This is a genomic window from Pseudomonas sp. LAIL14HWK12:I1 (assembly GCF_003202095.1).
Taxonomy (GTDB): domain Bacteria; phylum Pseudomonadota; class Gammaproteobacteria; order Pseudomonadales; family Pseudomonadaceae; genus Aquipseudomonas; species Aquipseudomonas monteilii.
This window is the reverse complement of record NZ_QJKG01000003.1, coordinates 255700-273226: the sequence shown is the minus strand read 5'-3', so window position 1 is coordinate 273226 and position 17527 is coordinate 255700. Positions and strand designations below refer to the sequence as shown.

Below are 17527 nucleotides of genomic sequence, written 5' to 3'. Positions count from 1 at the left end.
ATAGGTATTACCGGGACGATGGCAGCAATGACATTGGAGAACCTATCTGGCGAAACACAATGTCAGTCATCATGAACATGATGAACACACAACGCAGCGGCAGCGAGTACTTCCCGCTCATCATCAATGGTGATCTCACAGAGTTCGGCCACGGCAATGAGCGGCGTAGCTTCCGGGAACAGATTGTAAAGGCTGAGGGATCGCAAAAGGGGCCACTCTTCCTGCCCGGGCTCGGAAATCACGACTACGCAAACAATGTGAACGACTGTGCAAACAACGGGTGTGCGCGAGACGCTGTCTGCGACCATATTATCTGGACCAAGACCATCCAGAACAAATCATCGGGTGTCAGTTTCGACCATAGCGTCAAAAAAGAGGGAAATGAAACAGTCCACAGGGGGTCGCTCGCTTACTCTTTCGATATTGGTAACCTCCATGTGGTGCAACTCAACCTTGAACCTACCTACACTGTAAACTTCCACACCGGGGACCCTATCGCTGGCACACGCTTCATCATCAGCAGCTCCATGGCATGGCTTGAAAACGACCTGACGGCTGCGAAAGCGCGTGGCAAATATACGATCGTCAACATGCATAAATACGGCAACTGGAAGGATGACAGTGTTCGCACAGGCAAGTTCGCTGATCTCGTCAAAAACAATAAGGTCGTTGGCATTTTTGCAGGAGACATTCATTTGGATTTAGGGAAAATAGGCGTATTAGGGAAGGTGCCTGTATTCCGAAGCGGCGCCCTGATGAATAAAACCTGGCTAAGGCTTTTATTTGACTGGAACAACCATATTCTTCAAGTCGACAGTTACCAACATGTAACCCACAAAGGAGAGTACAAATACAACATTGATACCTTCGCAGAGTTAACCCCGCCCCCTGCCCGTACAGTCAAGGTCAAACTGTATTCAAACAATAGTTTTGGCGGCACACTTTGCGAGATGGAACTGACGCCCGGGGCGATGAAGACTATATCCAAGCTCTGTCCCGGCTTTCCTCAGCGGGCGGGCGCCTCATTGAAAGTCACGGGCCTTTCAGGGCCACTTTGTCTAACGGTCCCTTACACCTTGAACAACCGATGCTTCAGAGGCACATACTCAGGTACATTTGAAGTACCTAACCTTACTGCTTGGCCAAGCCTTCCTGCAGGTGTCACACACACGCGGGGTGGCATTGATAACGGCTATAAGCAGATCAACTACTGACCCGTCAGCAGAATGCCGAAAGTGCGCTAGATGGCGCGCTTTCGGCAGTGCTCTATTGGTTTAATGACATTGCGGCCTCTCTCAACAACTGACTCAACACTGCCCGCAATTTCCCCGGTTTGACCGGTTTGTTCAGCAGCGGTGCACCCAATTTCTGCAAGCCCCGACGGCACTGGTCGCTGCGGTCTGCGGTAATGATCACCGCCGGTATCGCAACCGCAAAATGCTCACGCAAGTGCTTGACCACCTCGCAGCCCACCACACCATGGTCGAGGTGGTAATCGGCCAGGATCAATTCCGGAGCCCGCCCCTTCAACGCCAGCAAAGCTGCCTCCTGATCGGTTGCAGTGACCACTTCACAGCCCCACTGCCCCAGCAACGCGCCCATGCTCTCGAGGATGCTCACTTCGTTGTCCAGCACCAGCAAGCGACGGCCCGGCAGCGGGTTGCCGGCACTTGGCAGCGGCACAGCCTGGTGAACGGCCAGTGGCACTTCTTTGCCAATCGGTACCTCGATACTGAACATCGAGCCGCGCCCCGGCCATGAACGCACCTCGATCCGGTAACCCAGAATCTTGGCAATCCGTTCAACGATAGCCAGCCCCAGCCCCACCCCTTTGCGATCCGCAGCGCGGCCGACGTCCAATTGGTTGAATTCGAGGAAAATGGCATCCAGCCGATCCGCCGCAATGCCCCGGCCGGTGTCCCACACCTCAAGCCGCAGATGCTCGCCACGGCGCCTGGCCCCCAGCAGAATCCGGCCTTCGTCGGTGTAGCGGCAGGCGTTGCTGAGGAAGTTGCGCAAAATGCGCGTCAGCAACCGCAGGTCGGTGCTGATGGCATGGTCAGCGATGCGCGCGTGCAGCTTCAGGCCTGCCGCGTCAGCCACTGTGCAGAACTCCGAGACCAGCGGCGCAAAGACTTCGTCGAGACGGTACACGGCCACGTCGGGTTTGACCGCTGCCTGGTCGAGCCGGGAAATATCCAGCAGGTCGGTCAGCAGGTCTTCGGCACCTTCCAGGGCCTGGTGCGTACGCTCCACCAGCACATGCTCCGCCTCTGGCAATGGCCGCTCGCGCAAGGTGGAAATCAGCAGGCGGGCGGCGTTCAGCGGTTGCAGCAAATCATGGCTGGCGGCGGCGAGGTATTTGTCCTTGCTGCGGTTGGCGGCTTGCGCGGCATCCCGGGCCTCCAGCAATTCATCGGTACGCGCAGCAACCCGTTGCTCCAGTTCGTCGTTGAGCTGTTGCAAACGCTGCTGGGCCTGCTTGCGTTCGGTGATGTCGGCGACAAAACCTTCCACCAGCCCTTCCTGCCCGGGCTTGAGCAGCAGGTTCATCAGCACATCGAGGTGGCTGCCGTCCTTGCGCCGCAAGCGGGTTTCGTAGCCATGCAGGCTGCGGTCACGGGCGAGGATCGCGGTAATCGCCTGCAATTCTTCGGCACCGCCGTCAAACAGGTGAGCGGCCAGGTCAGTCAGGGAAAACAGCACGGCTTGCGGGTCGTCGTAGCCAAGCATGCGCGCTAACGCCGGGTTGGCGGCCCGCATGCCGTCCTGCAGGCTGGCCTGGAAAATGCCGTGCACGGCGTTTTCGAACAGCCATTTATAGCGGTTGCGTTCGGCCTCCAGTTCGTCCAGGCGGGCAGAAAGCTCCGGATAGTGGCTTTTGCGCGCGGAGTGGTCGCCAAGCCCCAGCAGCCCGGCCAACGCCCGCTGCTGCTCGTCAGAGGGCCTCGCCATAGACCACCTCGACATCACGCTGGCTCGACGCGCGGGGATTGGTGAGAATGCACGGGTCATCCATCGCATGCTGCGACAGGAACGGAATATCAGACGTGCGCACGCCGTGCAGGCCGAGGGTTTCGTGGAAGCCGATGGCGTGCTTCAGGGCGATCAGGTGGTCCACCAGGCGCCCGCAAATCTGCCGGTGGTTGAGGCCACGGCAATCGATGCCGAACACCTCGGCAATCACCTTGAAGCGCTCCGGCGCCGAGCTGTAGTTGAACGCTACCACGTGCTCCACCAGCACGGCGTTGCACAAGCCATGGGGCAGGTCCAAGAAACCGCCAAGGCTGTGCGACATGGCATGCACTGCACCCAGGATCGCGTTGGAAAACGCAAGCCCCGCCTGCATGCTGCCCAGCATGATCTTCTCGCGCAGGGCGATATCGGTGGGGTTGGCGATCATTTCCACCAGGTTGCCATTGATCAGGCGCATGGCTTCCAGCGCGTGGGGGTCGGTCAGCGGGCCATGGCCGGTGGACACGAAGGCTTCGATGGCATGCACCAGCGCATCGATACCGGTACAGGCCGACAGGAACGGGTCCATGCTCAGGGTGGTTTGCGGGTCGATCAGCGATACATCCGGCACCACCGCCTTGCTGACGATGGAGAACTTCATGCGTTCCTGCTGGTTGGAAATGATCACGAACTGCGACACGTCCGCCGAAGTGCCGGCGGTGGTGGGGATCAGGATCAGCGGCGGGCTTGGCACGCGGATCATGTCCACACCTTCGAATTCGAGGATGCTGCGCCCATGGGCAACCACGATGCCGATGGCCTTGCCGCAATCCATCGGGCTGCCGCCACCCACGGCGACGATCACGTCGCAGTGGTTTTGCCGGTAGATCTCGGCGCCGAGCATCACCTCTTCCACCCGTGGGTTGGGCGATACAGCCGTGTACAGGCAGTAGTCGATGCCCTGCGCCTGCAGGCTGGCTTCCACATCCGCCACCCAGCCGGCGGCAATCACGCCGGGGTCGCTGACCACCAGCACCTTGCGGGCGCCGAAGGTTTTGGCGTAATTGGCAACGTTATGCCGGCAACCGGCACCGAAGATGATTTCAGGCGATACAAACTTGCGAAGCGGGCTGAAACTCTGGCTCATCGTGAAGCCTGTTCTTATTGTTCTGGAAGGTAACTGCCAGCGTAAAGCATCCCGCAGCGAAAGCAACCAGACCAAAGCGTGGCACTGGCTCCACCACAGGTAATCAGGGGGAACCGGCCACCGTGGCGATGGCCGGGCGGCACATCAGCGATTGGCGAAATACATCGTCACTTCAAAGCCGATGCGCAGGTCGGTAAAGGCGGGTTTATTCCACATGGGCAATCCTCTTCTTATGCCGGGGGATTCCGGTAGAGGCATTAATGCACGGGGACGGACTGAGCCGAATGCTACTTTGGAAGGAAGTTGCAGGGTGCGTTGGTAGGAGGGAGAAGACACCTGTGCCGACCTATTCGCGGGTAAACCCGCTCCCCCAGGTACCGCACAAGTCTTGAAAATTGTGCAATCCCTGTGGGAGCGGGTTTACCCGTGAAGAACGCGATGCGGTTTAGAAGAAGCCCAACGGATTGATATCGTAGCTCACCAGCAAGTTCTTGGTCTGCTGATAGTGGTCAAGCATCATCTTGTGGGTCTCACGCCCCACCCCCGACTTCTTGTACCCGCCAAACGCCGCATGCGCCGGGTACAGGTGATAGCAGTTGGTCCACACGCGGCCAGCCTTGATCCCACGGCCCATGCGATAAGCACGGTTGATATCGCGGGTCCACAGGCCGGCACCCAGGCCAAACTCAGTGTCGTTGGCAATCGCCAGCGCTTCGGCTTCGTCCTTGAAGGTGGTCACGCCCACCACCGGCCCGAAGATTTCCTCCTGGAACACGCGCATCGCATTGGTGCCCCTGAGCAGGGTCGGCTGGATGTAGTAACCCGTGGCCAGGTCGCCTTGCAGCCGCTCGGCAGCACCACCGGTGAGCAACTGGGCACCCTCTTCCCGGGCGATATCCAGATAAGAGAGGATCTTGTCGTATTGCTGTTCCGAGGCCTGGGCGCCCACCATGGTCTCGGTGTCCAGCGGGTTGCCCCGGGTGATCTTGGCAATTTTCTTCATCACCTCGGCCATGAACGGCTCGTAGATCGACTCCTGGATCAGCGCCCGCGACGGGCAGGTGCACACTTCGCCCTGGTTGAAGAACGCCAGTACCAGGCCTTCGGCGGCCTTTTCGATGAACGCGGGCTCCGCCTGCATGATGTCTTCGAAGAAGATGTTCGGCGACTTGCCGCCCAGTTCGACAGTAGACGGGATGATGTTCTCGGCGGCGCATTTCATGATGTGCGAGCCCACCGGGGTAGAGCCGGTGAAGGCAATCTTGGCAATGCGCTTGCTGGTGGCCAACGCCTCGCCAGCCTCACGGCCAAAGCCCTGGACGATGTTCAGCACGCCGGCCGGCAGCAGGTCGGCTATCAGCTCGGCAAAAATGGTGATCGACAGCGGCGTCTGTTCAGCCGGTTTGAGCACTACGCAGTTGCCGGCAGCCAGGGCCGGGGCAAGCTTCCAGGCCGCCATCAGCAGCGGGAAGTTCCACGGGATGATTTGCCCGACCACGCCTAACGGTTCGTGGAGGTGGTAGGCCACGGTGCCTTCGTTGATCTCGGCCGCACCGCCCTCCTGGGCACGAATGCAGCCGGCGAAATAGCGGAAGTGGTCGGCCGCCAGCGGCACGTCGGCATTGAGCGTTTCGCGCACGGCCTTGCCGTTGTCCCAGCTTTCGGTAACGGCCAGCACTTCCAGGTTCTGCTCGATACGGTCGGCGATTTTCAGCAGCACCAGGGCGCGGTCCTGCACCGAGGTCTTGCCCCAGGCTTCGGCGGCGGCATGCGCAGCGTCCAGCGCCCGATCGATGTCCTGGGCGGTTGAACGCGGGAATTCGGCGATTGGCTGGCCATTAACCGGCGAGCTGTTGGTGAAGTATTGGCCAGCCAACGGCGCCACGAACTCGCCATTGATGAAGTTGCCGTAGCGTGGCTTGAAGGACACGACGGCGCCTGGAGTTCCGGGTTGTGCGTAGATCATGCTGAGCCTCTGTGGGTCGGTGCCTGTCCAGCGACAGGGGATGCAGCGATGGTAAAAAGCCCCGCGTGCCAGGCGAATGCATCGTTGGCAGCGGGGCTCTCCTCATTTGGTAGTAGGCGGCAGGGCCTCGGCCTTAAGGCTTGGCGCTGGCCGTTTGCTGCAACTGCTTGGGCAGCTTGAAGGTCCAGAGCATGCCGCCCTGGTTGAAGTCCTTGACCCGCTTGGCCACTTCGCCACCCCAGAGCGGTACAGCGCCGCCCCAGCCGGACACCACCGAGACGTATTGCTCGCCGTCCATTTCCCAGGTTACCGGCGAGCCAAGCACGCCAGAGCCTGTCTGGAATTCCCAGACCTTGTCACCGGTCTTGGCGTTGAAGGCCTGCAGGAAGCCTTCTGGCGTACCGGTAAACACCAGGTTGCCCTTGGTGGTCAGCACCCCACCCCACAGCGGCGCGTAGTTCTTGTGGCGCCACACTTCCTTGCCGCTGATCGGGTCGATGGCACGCAGCACGCCAATGTAGTCTTCGTTGAGCGGTTTGATGGTGAAGCCGGCACCGAGGAACGCCGCGCCCTTCTTGTAGGCAATGCCTTCGTTCCAGATGTCCATGCCCCACTCGTTGGACGGCACGTAGAACAACCCGGTGTCTTTGTTGTAGGCCATCGGCATCCAGTTCTTGGCACCGAGGAAGGCCGGCGCGACGAATACCGAGCTGCCCTTGGCCTCGCTACCCGGTGCGCCCGGACGGCTGGCTTCGTTGTAGATAGGACGCCCGTCCTTGTCCAGGCCCGTGGCCCAAGTGATCTTGTCGACGAAGGGGAAGCCACGGATGAATTTGCCGTTGGTGCGGTCCAGCACGTAGAAGAAACCGTTACGGTCGGCGGTGGCGGCGGCCTTGATCTCCTTGCCGCCGTCCTTGTAGTTGAACGAGATCAGCTCGTTGACGCCGTCGAAGTCCCAGCCGTCATGCGGCGTGCTCTGGAAGTGCCACTTGATGGTGCCGTCGTCCGGGTTCAGCGCCAGGCGCGACGAGGAATACAGGTTGTCGCCAGGGCGCAGGTGCGAGTTCCATGGTGCCGGGTTGCCGGTACCAAACAGGATCAGGTTGGTTTCCGGGTCGTAGTAACCGCCCAGCCAGGGCGCAGCGCCGCCGGTCTTCCACAGGTCGCCTGGCCAGGTCTTGCCCGCCTCACCGCCGGAGATACCGTTCTCGATGGCCTTGCCGTCTTTGTACACGTAGCCCATGTGCCCTTCCACGGTAGGGCGCATCCACAGCAGCTCGCCGTTCTCCGGGTTGTAGGCCTGGATCTTGCCCACAACGCCAAACTCGCCACCGGCCACGCCAGTGATCAACTTGCCGTTGACGATCATGGGCGCGGCACTGATGGAATAGCCTTCCTTGTGGTCGGCCACCTTCTTGCTCCACACCACCTTGCCGGTGTCCTTGTTCAAGGCCACCAGCTTGGCGTCCAGCGTGCCGAAGAACACCAGGTCGCCGTACAGTGCCACGCCCCGGTTGATCACGTCGCAGCACGGGCGAATGTCATCCGGCAGGCGCGCATCGTATTGCCACAGTTTCTTGCCAGTGCGGGCGTCCACGGCGAACACCCGCGAGTAGGAGCCGGTCAGGTACATCACCCCGTCCTTGATCAGCGGCTGGGCCTGCTGGCCGCGCTGCTTCTCACCACCAAAGGAAAACGCCCAGACTGGCCGCAGTTCCTTGACGTTATTGGCGTTCAGCAGGTCCAGCGGACTGTAGCGCTGGCCCTGCACGCCTAGGCCATTGGTCACGATCTGCTGCGGGTTCTTCGGGTCCTGAAGGATTTCTTCGTTGCTGACAGCGGCGTGGGCCGCGCCAGCAAGCAGCATGGCGCTGAACACCAGGCTCACGGCGAACAAGGGGCGACGCGGGGATCGGGTCATGACGGCTACCTTTGGATTTTTTTGTTGTATCCGGGAAAATTTCCCGGTGTGCCGGGAATTCTTGGTCCCGACCCGGTTGCCAACAATTGCCCGCAGTGCGGAGATTTCTAGTTCCTTGGTATAGGCTTGGGATTTGTGTGGACGCGCGCATTGAGCGCCCCCGTGCGGCGCTCGATCTCACAGGCGCAAAAATGTCGTGGCAAGCCCTAAAAATCCCCGCTGTCCCGATCGACGCGCCGCAGCTGTTGACGCTCATAACGCGGATACAGGTGACTGACGCTGCGAATCAACTCGTACCGCGTCAGGCTGATACCGGCAAACCGCTCGGGTATCGGGCTGCGAATCATCTCGGCCATGTCATCGCCACGCGCCGCGCCGTCACGCATCAACCCATCCAGCCAGCCCAGGTAGTCGCGCATCTGCACAAAGGGCCGGGCATCGCTGGCAACCGGACCATGTCCGGGTACCAGCTGCTTCCAGGGCAGCGCTTGCAGGGTGTCCAGGTCCTTCAGCCACACCTCCAGCCCCGGGCTGTTGGGCGTGGTCAGGGCACGTTCGTAGAACACCAGGTCGCCGGCGAATAGCACGCCGGTCTTTTCATCCAGAATCGCCAGGTCGGCACCGGTATGTCCGCCCAAGGCCAGCAGACGCAACCGGTGCCCGCCGACCTCGTGGATACCCGCCTCCAGCACACGGGTTGGCAGCACGACTTCGGTGCCGCGCATCCAGTCGCCGACCAGGCGGTACATGTTCTCGGCCATGGCATCGCCTTGCTGGCGCAACAAATCACCAGTACCCGCCAAGGCCCCGATAGGCACATCGGTGAAGGCCTGGTTGCCCAGCACATGGTCGGGGTGATGATGGGTCAGCAGCACCTCCAGCACCGGTTTGTCGGTGGTGGCGGCAATGGCCTGGCGCAAGGCTTCGCCGTAGCGTTTTGACGGCCCGCTGTCGATCACCACCACCCCGCTGTCGGTGACGATGAACGCGGTGTTGACGATATTGCCGCCGTTGCTCCTGGCGAAATTGTCGGTGCTGCCTTCCAATAGCCAGGTATCTGCGGCTATTTGCCGAGGTGCAAGCCGATAATCAAGGTCAGCCCAGGCCGGCAGGCCCAGGCACAGCAACAACAACGCTATCCAACGCATACAGGCGCCTCTGGTCACGGGTGAAGTCGGGCAAAAGGGTCAGGGCACCGCCGCCTCGAACTGGTTGCCACTGTTGTCCTGCAGCACCAGCCGGGTCGGCCCAGGGCCCTGGATGTCGAACCCGAGGTTGGGGTTTTCGCTGACGGCCGGGTACAGCTCGAGGTGGGCCAGGCGTTGGCCGTTCGCATCTTGCAACTCGGCCTGGTTGAGGAAGAACTCGGGAACGCCGCTGACCAGGCCGTTATCCATCGGGTGAGCCACCTGCAGGCGCAAGCGGCTGCTGTCGCCACGCGGGTAGCGCCCGCCCAGCACCTCGCCGAGGTGCTCCTCCCAGCCCGGTTGCGTGCGCACCACACTGGGTGCGGTGCAGCCACCGCCAGCGGCGTCGATCAGGGTCGAGCCCACATGCCACAGGCCGTCGCGCGTCTGCACCGCGGCGCGCAGCGGCGTGGCCTGTTCGATGCGGATGCGGATCGACAACCAGGGCAGCACGCGCTCGCCGGGCTGGAAATCGACAATACGCGGCAAGGGGTTCAGCTCCGCCCAGGCGATGATACGTACCACATCGCCAGAAAACGCCCGGGCATCGATCTCCAGCGGCACCTGGCGCGCGTCCTCGGCAAACGGCGGCGCCAGCAGCTTGACCCGGTCGTCGAAGACGAACGCGGCCTGTCCCAGTAACTGCTTGTGGTAGAAGTCCCACATTACCGAGGGTACCGGGTCTGTCTGGGTCCCTTGCGTGGCCGCCAGGGCCGCACAAGGCATCCAGCAGGCCAGCAAAAAAGTCGCTCGCCAGTTCATGGCCTGCTCCTATTGATACATCTCCGGGACCTCGTAACGCAGGCCGTAAGCGGCATACATGGCCTTGAGCCGGCCATCACGAATCATCGCTTCGAGGGCTTCTTCCACGGCATAGGCCAACTGGCGGTTGCTTTCATGAACCGCCATGCCAATCTCCCAGGCCTGCTTGCCCAGGTTGGGGTAGGCGTTTTCCGCCAGCGCCAGTTGCGGGTCGGCAGCCTGGTGCAACTGCCAGTCAACCTCGCCGCGCATGGCCATCACCGCGTCCACCTGCCCGGCCTGCATCGCGGCGAATGCCTGTTGCACACCGGGGTAATGATGGGTTTTGGCACTGAGCATGCCGTTGAATACCGACGTCAGGTAGAACGACGGCACGCTGTCCACTTCGACCCCGATGGGGTGCTGCTGGAACACTGCCACACTGGCCACCGAGGCCAGTCGACGGCGGTCGTACGCGACTTGCCAGCGCTCTGCCTGATACGGGCCGAACATCACCACCTGGCCGTTTTCCAGCTCGCCCACGTCGTTGCGCTTCTGTGCATAGTCGTGGTCATAAGGCACCCGCATCATCAGGTCGGCCAACTGCTGGTGGCGCAGCGGGCTGCCGCGCCAGATATAGTCGCGCAGGTCATCGTCGAGCTTTTCCCCGGGCGGCGCCCAGATAAGATGCAGGCGCACCCCCATGGCCGTGGCCAGAGCCTGCGCCAGCTCCACATCGACACCGCGGGGCTTGCCGTGGTCCTCGAAACTGTAGGGGGCAAAATCCTTGTACACCGCCACCTTCAACTCGCCGGCAGCGATGATCGCGTCATAGTTGCGCACCTGCGCCTGGGCCGCTGCGCAACACAGCAGCAGGCCACTCAACAGCACCGCCCACAGACGCATGGCCGTCACTCCTCGACGTGCACACTGTCCAGATAGGTACGTACCGCCCACAAGGCTTCCTGGCTCAGGTAGTCGGCCATTTTCGGCATATACACGCGGCCGTCGCGAACCGCGCCATGGCGTACCCGCTCGACGAACCACTCATCGCCCGCCTCACCCGCATCGAGCATGCGCAGGTCGGGGGCAATCCCCCCGGATTTGGCTTCAAGGCCATGGCAGGCGGCGCAGTTCTGGTTGTAGGCAGAGGCACCGATTTCCACGGCCTTGTCGTGCTCCGGCGACGTACGGTACGGGTTGACCGCCGCCCAGCCGTCGCCGTCCAGGCTTACGCCAGCGTCCTTGATCGGGGTCAGGCCCTTGGTCTCTACCGCCTGGGGCACCACGTTGCCATGAGCCCAGGCCGTACCGCTCAGCACAGCCGCAGCCAGCAGCCCCGTAGCCAGCAACACATTGCGTTTTGTTGTCATTGTTATGCCCTCACCATTGCACGCAAAGCCTCAACCACAGAGGCCGTGCCGCCATCTTAAAAACAGCCCGCAGGCGGCCGAATGCTGCTTTGGTGGCCGGGCCTTACTCCCTTGGTAGTAGGGCTTGTGGTGAAGGGCCAATTGAGGTGCCGCTCGGGAACTCTTCCCGGCAAAGGCGGGATATTTTCCGTATCCGCCCAAGGCTGCCTCGCCGCACCCTGTGCAGGCCAAAACCTCCACAGGGAACTGCAACCATGACAACAAGAACGCTACCCGCCCTCTCCCCTCTGGCCCTCAGCGTGCGGGCCCTGCTGCTGGCCGGTAGCCTGGCCCTGAGCAACGCGGCCATCGCGGCCACTCCCCCAGCGGCACCTGCCGGCAAGAACGTGACCTGGGAAGACATCGCCAACGACCACCTGACCACCAAGGACGTGCTGCAATACGGCATGGGCACCAACGCCCAACGCTGGAGCCCGTTGGCCCAGGTCAACGACAAGAACGTATTCAAGCTCACCCCGGCCTGGTCCTATTCCTTCGGTGACGAGAAGCAGCGCGGCCAGGAATCCCAGGCCATCGTCAGTGACGGCGTGGTCTACGTCACCGGCTCTTACTCGCGGGTATTCGCCCTGGATGCCAAGACCGGCAAACGCCTGTGGACCTACAACCACCGCCTGCCCGACAACATTCGCCCGTGCTGCGACGTGGTCAACCGCGGGGCGGCGATCTACGGCGACAAGATCTACTTCGGCACCCTGGACGCGCGGGTCATCGCCCTGGACAAGCACACCGGCAAGGTGGTGTGGAACAAGAAGTTCGGCGACCACAGCGCCGGCTACACCATGACCGGCGCCCCGGTGCTGATCAAGGACAAGACCAGCGGCAAGGTGCTGCTGATCCATGGCAGCTCCGGCGATGAGTTCGGCGTGGTTGGCCAGCTGTTCGCCCGCGACCCGGAAACGGGTGAAGAAGTGTGGATGCGGCCCTTCGTCGAAGGCCACATGGGCCGCCTGAACGGCAAGGACAGTACCCCGACCGGCGATGTGAAGGCGCCGTCTTGGCCAGATGACCCAACCACCGAAACCGGCAAGGTCGAAGCCTGGAGCCACGGCGGCGGCGCCCCTTGGCAAAGTGCAAGCTTCGATGCCGAGACCAACACCATCATCGTCGGCGCTGGTAACCCCGGCCCCTGGAACACTTGGGCACGCACCTCCAAGGATGGCAACCCCCACGACTACGACAGCCTCTATACCTCGGGCCAGGTCGGCGTCGACCCGAGCACCGGCGAGGTGAAGTGGTTCTACCAGCACACGCCGAACGATGCCTGGGACTTCTCTGGCAACAACGAGCTGGTGCTGTTCGACTACAAGGACAAAGACGGCAAGGTGGTCAAGGCCACCGCCCACGCCGACCGCAACGGCTTCTTCTACGTGGTCGACCGCAACAACGGCAAGCTGCAGAATGCCTTCCCGTTCGTGGACAACATCACCTGGGCCAGCCACATCGACCTGAAAACCGGTCGCCCGGTAGAAAACCCTGGCCAGCGCCCGGCCAAGCCGCTGCCGGGTGAAACCAAGGGAAAACCGGTGGAAGTGTCACCGCCGTTCCTCGGTGGCAAGAACTGGAACCCCATGGCCTACAGCCAGGACACCGGCCTGTTCTACATCCCCGGCAACCAGTGGAAGGAGGAGTACTGGACCGAGGAAGTGAACTACAAGAAAGGCTCGGCGTACCTGGGCATGGGCTTCCGCATCAAGCGCATGTACGACGACCACGTCGGTACCCTGCGGGCCATGGACCCGACCACCGGCAAGCTGGTGTGGGAACACAAGGAGCACCTGCCGCTATGGGCCGGCGTACTGGCCACCAAAGGCAACCTGGTGTTCACCGGCACCGGTGACGGCTTCTTCAAGGCCTTTGACGCCAAGACGGGCAAAGAGCTGTGGAAGTTCCAGACCGGCAGCGGCATCGTTTCGCCGCCCATTACCTGGGAGCAGGACGGCGAACAGTACATCGGCGTGACCGTGGGCTACGGCGGCGCCGTGCCGTTATGGGGCGGAGACATGGCTGAGCTGACCAAGCCGGTGGCCCAGGGTGGTTCGTTCTGGGTGTTCAAGATCCCGAGTTGGGACAACAAGACCGCGCAACGTTGATCGCCAGCGGGGAGCGGGCCAACCCCCTCCCCGCTTTTGTTCATCTTCCGCCAGGAGCCTTTCACCATGAACTACCTGCCATTTGCCTTGCTGTTGGTACTGTCACCCGCCATGGCGGTGGGTGCCGACGACGATGGCAACGATGCCCCCCTGACCGTCAACGGTTGCGTGATTGCCGAAGCCAGCCAGTGCCCGGGGGCCAACCTTCGCGGCGCCAACCTGGCCAACCAGGACCTGCGCAAGATGAACCTGGCCGGCGCCGACCTGCGTGAGGCCGACCTGCGCCATGCCCGGCTGGACCTGGCCAACCTGGAAAAGGCCCGCCTGCAAGGCGCCAACCTGACCCGCGCCAGCCTGCAGCAAAGCAACCTGCGCCTGGCTGACCTGAGTAATAGCAAGTTGGTCGCCATTCAAGGCTGGGGCATGTTCGCCCAAGGCGCGCAGTTCGAGAAAGCCGACCTCGGCGCGGCCTACTTGCAGTTCGCCCGGCTGTCAGGGGCAAAGATGCACCACGCCAACCTGCAGGCCGCAGACCTGGAAATGGCCTGGCTGAGCAAGACGGACCTGCAAGAGGCCAACCTGGGGGACGCTAATCTGCAAGAAGCCAAATTTGGCCAGAGCAACCTGGAACGCGCCGATTTGCGCGGGGCGCGGCAGCATTACGGGAACTTTCAGGAGGCCAACATGGAGGGGTGCAAGGGGTGCCCAGAGACTTGGGATAATTGAGCGAAGGGTTCGCCGTGGCATCTTCAGCGCCTGTGAGACCCAGCGCCGCGCGGGCGGCGCTGGGTCTCACAGGCGCCGCATCCCGCACGTCGAATCACCCCGCCACCCTCACCACCCCCAGATCAATCCCCAGATGCACCAGCTCGGCATGCGAGCTGACCTGCAACTTGCTCTTGAGCAAGGTCAAATGATTGGACACGGTCTTGGCGCTGATACACAACTGCTCGGCAATCACCCGCGCCGGGGTGCCTTTGGCCAGCATCGTGAAAATCTCCAACTCACGCTGGGTCATGCGCTGCAAACGCGGGTCATTGGCGTTTTGTGGTGAAGTGCAAGCCAACTGGGTAGCCAAAGGCTGCTCGATGTAGGCATGCCCGGCCAACACCCGCTGCACCGCCTCGATCAACACCTCGGGCGCCGAGTTTTTGGTCAGGTAACCCAAGGCCCCGGCTTCAAGCGCCTGGCGCACCAGCGGCAGCTCATCATGCATGCTGAAAAACAGCACCCGCAACTGGGGCAGGCGCTGGCGCAGGCGGCGGGTGGTTTCAAGGCCGCTAATGCCAGGCAGGCCAAAATCCATGATCACCAGATTAGGCACTTGCTCCTGAACCCGGGCCAAGGCCTCTTCGCCACTGGCAGCCTCTCGTACTTCCATCGTGGGCAACACCGCCCGCAGCAGGCTGGCATAGCCCTGGCGGACCACGGCATGGTCATCGACCAATACAATATTCATCACACCTCCAAGGGAATATTCAGAGCCAGTGCCCAGCCAACCCCGGGGCGGCTGAAAATGCGCAGTTCGCCCCCCAGGCTACGGGCGCGTTCGGCCATCGAATGCAAGCCTACGCCGGGCCGTTGCGGCTGACGGGCTCCGCAGCCGTTGTCGCGAATCAGCAGGCGCAGGCCCTTGGTACTGCGTTGCAGGCGTACCCGCACCTGGCTGGCACCGGCATGCCGGGCGACATTGGTCAGCGCCTCTTGCAGCAACCGGTACAGGTGCGTGCGGCTCGCCCCGGGCAGCGTTGGCAGGTGCCCGCCAACCCGCAAACGGCATTCAATGCCCTGGCTGGCCTGCCACTGGTTGACGAGCAGGTCGAAGGCTTCAGCCAGCGGCATGTGTTGCAACGCGACCGGATACAGGTCACGTACCAACGCACGAAAGCCCTGTTGCAGGCGTTCGCAATTGAGTGCCAGGGCTTGCGCAGTCTGCTCCACCACGGTCGGCTGGTCGGCCACCATGCGCAACAGGCACACCTGGGCACGGATACCTGCCAGGTATTGGCCAAGGTCGTCGTGCAGCGTCTGCGCCAGGTGGGTGCGTTCCTGCTCCTGCACCGCCAGCAGGGCCTGCGTCAGTTGCGTATTGTCGGCCTGAGTCTGCTCCAGGGTGGCGGCCATGCGGTTGAAGTGTTCCGCCAGCTGACGGGCCTCCGGCAGGCCGGCCTCGCGCAGGCGGGCCGTCAACTGCCCGCCCGAGACCTGACGCAAGGCTTGCAGCAGCTCATCCAGCAAACCCATGCCCCGCCGTACCGCCCAGCGGATGGTCAACAGGCTCAATAGCAACGCCAGGCCGAACAAGCCGAGCAGTTGCTGCAAGGCATCCCAGACTTCGTCGATCTCATCCCGCGCATCTACAGCGATCAGCACCCGCGCCCCGTCATTCAGGTCCAGCAGCCGGCTGCTACTGTGCCGCTCACCCAACAGCTGGCGGCCCAGCCAGGCATCCAGGCCGCTCTGCGGCGGTAGCTGCGGTGCTTCCCCCGCCGCCAGCCAGTGTACCCGCACATGGCGCAGGCTCTGGGTCAGCCGGGGTTGCAGGCTTGCCGGGTCACGTTCGGCGGTGTCGCCAAGGTAAGCCACCACGGCTTCGGCAGACTGCAACTCACGCTCGACATCAGCCACCGCCTGGTGCAACAGCACGCCGGCACAGGCCAGCGTCACCAGGGCGAAGCAGCACGTGACCCAGAGGTTGATCCGCCACAGGGCCGACAGGTTGACAGGGCGCACAGACGATTCTCCTTGGGCGTTGTAGCCCATCGTGTTTCCCATCGTAAAGCCGCAGCACCTACGCCGAATTACTACCTTGGTACCGGCCGGGCGCTACTTTCTGCATATTTCCCCCTCCCGGTGGGCTTCCTATGCTGGCGCCATCTGCCGTGGAGTATGTTATGCGCCAGCCTGCCCCTCTTGCCCTGACCTGCCTGCTGGCCCTGGCCGCAGCGCTGTGCGCACCGCTGGCACCCGCCGAAGAACCCTTGCAGGTACGCATCGGCTACCTGAACTATCGCCCCGAGCCAGGCCCGTTGTTGTCCAACATCATCCCCGAACCTGCCGATGCCGGGCTGCAAGGCGCGGAACTGGCGATTGTCGACAGCAACAGCACGGGGCGCTTCCTGAACCAGCGATTCCAACTGACCAAGGCCACGGCCGACAGCCCCGAAGCCTTGCTGCAGGCGGCCAACGCCCAGCACGACCAGGGCCTGCGGCTGTTCGTGGTAAATGCCCCGGCCGCCAGCCTGCGCGCCTTGTCTGCCGCCCTGCCCGACAGCCTGCTGTTCAATGCCGGCAGCCCCGACGACAGCTTGCGCAGCAGCCAGTGCCTGGGCAATGTGCTGCACAGCCTGCCGAGCCGGGCCATGCTGGCCGACGCCCTGGTGCAGTTCATGGTATTGCGCAAATGGCAGCGGGCACTGTTGGTGGTCGGCCAGACCGAAGACGACCAGGCGTACGCCGCCGCCCTGCGCAGGGCGATGAAGCGCTTTGGTATGCAGCTGGTTGCAGAAAAAGCCTGGACCTTCGACAACGACCAGCGCCGCAGCGCCCAGGCCGACATGCCGCTGTTCACGCAAACCGCCGAATACGACGTGGTGCTTGTGGCGGACGAACGCGGCGACTTCGGCGAGTACCTGCCCTACCAGACCTGGTACCCGCGCCCGGTGGCAGGCACCCAGGGGCTGACCCCCACCGGCTGGCACAAGACCGTGGAAACCTTCGGCGCCGCGCAGCTGCAAAAACGCTTCGAAGCCCAGGCCGGGCGCTGGATGAACGACCGCGATTTCGCCGCCTGGATGGCCGTGCGCAGCGTCGCCAGTGCAGTCAGCAAACTGCGCCAGACCGAACCACGTGCGTTGCAGCAACTGCTGCTCAGCGAACAGTTGCCGCTAGACGGGTTCAAGGGCCGCAAGCTCAGCTACCGCCCGTGGAACGGCGAACTGCGCCAGCCAATCCCGCTGGTACAGCCGCGCGCCCTGGTCAGCACCTCACCGCAGGAAGGTTTCCTGCACCCCTTCAACGAAATGGACAGCCTGGGCTACGACAAGCCCGAAGTGACCTGCAGCTACCCCTGACCCGATCACCACAA

At 62.5% G+C, this 17527-nt stretch carries 15 protein-coding genes; 4 read left to right on the top strand and 11 right to left on the bottom strand.

Going from position 1 to position 17527, the window contains the following annotated elements; translation table 11 throughout:
- Positions 1-71 precede the first annotated feature (71 nt).
- Positions 72-1214 (top strand): hypothetical protein, encoded by a 1143-nt coding sequence (locus tag D906_RS10615; protein WP_332262056.1) that lies wholly within the window; start codon positions 72-74, stop codon positions 1212-1214.
- A 52-nt stretch (positions 1215-1266) separates the two neighbouring features.
- Here the strand turns inward: D906_RS10615 and D906_RS10610 are convergent, their stop codons facing one another.
- The 9 genes from D906_RS10610 to pedF form a co-directional block, all read right to left on the bottom strand.
- Positions 1267-2955 (bottom strand): NahK/ErcS family hybrid sensor histidine kinase/response regulator, encoded by a 1689-nt coding sequence (locus tag D906_RS10610; RefSeq protein WP_019099513.1) that lies wholly within the window; start codon positions 2953-2955, stop codon positions 1267-1269.
- Positions 2939-4102: an alcohol dehydrogenase-like regulatory protein ErcA gene (ercA, locus tag D906_RS10605; RefSeq protein ID WP_016714295.1), complete on the bottom strand. Its 1164-nt coding sequence runs from the start codon at positions 4100-4102 to the stop codon at positions 2939-2941. The genes D906_RS10610 and ercA overlap by 17 nt, the downstream gene beginning before the upstream one ends.
- 144 nt (positions 4103-4246) lie before the next feature.
- Positions 4247-4318 (bottom strand): pyrroloquinoline quinone precursor peptide PqqA, encoded by a 72-nt coding sequence (pqqA, locus tag D906_RS10600; RefSeq protein ID WP_010455123.1) that lies wholly within the window; start codon positions 4316-4318, stop codon positions 4247-4249.
- A gap of 229 nt (positions 4319-4547) precedes the next feature.
- Positions 4548-6068 (bottom strand): aldehyde dehydrogenase family protein, encoded by a 1521-nt coding sequence (locus D906_RS10595; protein ID WP_019099514.1) that lies wholly within the window; start codon positions 6066-6068, stop codon positions 4548-4550.
- A 133-nt stretch (positions 6069-6201) separates the two neighbouring features.
- On the bottom strand, positions 6202-7989 hold the full coding sequence (pedH, locus tag D906_RS10590; protein ID WP_019099515.1) for a PQQ-dependent alcohol dehydrogenase PedH: 1788 nt from the start codon (positions 7987-7989) through the stop codon (positions 6202-6204).
- A 206-nt stretch (positions 7990-8195) separates the two neighbouring features.
- Positions 8196-9137, bottom strand: a complete 942-nt coding sequence (locus D906_RS10585) for a quinoprotein relay system zinc metallohydrolase 1 (RefSeq protein ID WP_019099516.1) — start codon at positions 9135-9137, stop codon at positions 8196-8198.
- A 39-nt stretch (positions 9138-9176) separates the two neighbouring features.
- Positions 9177-9938, bottom strand: coding sequence for a quinoprotein dehydrogenase-associated SoxYZ-like carrier (locus tag D906_RS10580; protein ID WP_027609025.1), 762 nt, complete (start codon positions 9936-9938; stop codon positions 9177-9179).
- A gap of 9 nt (positions 9939-9947) precedes the next feature.
- Positions 9948-10823 carry an ABC transporter substrate-binding protein gene (locus tag D906_RS10575; protein ID WP_019099518.1) on the bottom strand — a complete coding sequence of 292 codons (876 nt, stop codon included), beginning with the start codon at positions 10821-10823 and terminating at the stop codon, positions 9948-9950.
- A gap of 5 nt (positions 10824-10828) precedes the next feature.
- Positions 10829-11290 carry a cytochrome c-550 PedF gene (pedF, locus tag D906_RS10570; protein WP_016714301.1) on the bottom strand — a complete coding sequence of 154 codons (462 nt, stop codon included), beginning with the start codon at positions 11288-11290 and terminating at the stop codon, positions 10829-10831.
- 254 nt (positions 11291-11544) lie between these two features.
- Here pedF and exaA point away from each other — a divergent pair, with 254 nt between their 5' ends.
- Complete coding sequence (gene exaA, locus D906_RS10565; protein ID WP_033693183.1) at positions 11545-13440, top strand: quinoprotein ethanol dehydrogenase; 1896 nt, start codon at positions 11545-11547, stop codon at positions 13438-13440.
- A 66-nt stretch (positions 13441-13506) separates the two neighbouring features.
- Positions 13507-14166 carry a pentapeptide repeat-containing protein gene (locus D906_RS10560; RefSeq protein WP_019099520.1) on the top strand — a complete coding sequence of 220 codons (660 nt, stop codon included), beginning with the start codon at positions 13507-13509 and terminating at the stop codon, positions 14164-14166.
- A 94-nt stretch (positions 14167-14260) separates the two neighbouring features.
- On the opposite strand, the gene D906_RS10555 is transcribed toward D906_RS10560, so the two are convergent.
- Positions 14261-14899, bottom strand: a complete 639-nt coding sequence (locus tag D906_RS10555; RefSeq protein WP_016714304.1) for a response regulator transcription factor — start codon at positions 14897-14899, stop codon at positions 14261-14263.
- Positions 14899-16173: a histidine kinase gene (locus tag D906_RS10550; protein WP_019099521.1), complete on the bottom strand. Its 1275-nt coding sequence runs from the start codon at positions 16171-16173 to the stop codon at positions 14899-14901. Before D906_RS10550 ends, D906_RS10555 begins: the two co-directional genes overlap by 1 nt.
- 161 nt (positions 16174-16334) lie before the next feature.
- On the opposite strand from D906_RS10550, the gene D906_RS10545 reads away from it, so the two are divergent.
- The gene (locus tag D906_RS10545) at positions 16335-17513 is read left to right on the top strand and encodes an ABC transporter substrate-binding protein (protein WP_019099522.1); all 1179 of its coding nucleotides are present in this window, start codon (positions 16335-16337) and stop codon (positions 17511-17513) included.
- Positions 17514-17527: the final 14 nt, after the last annotated feature.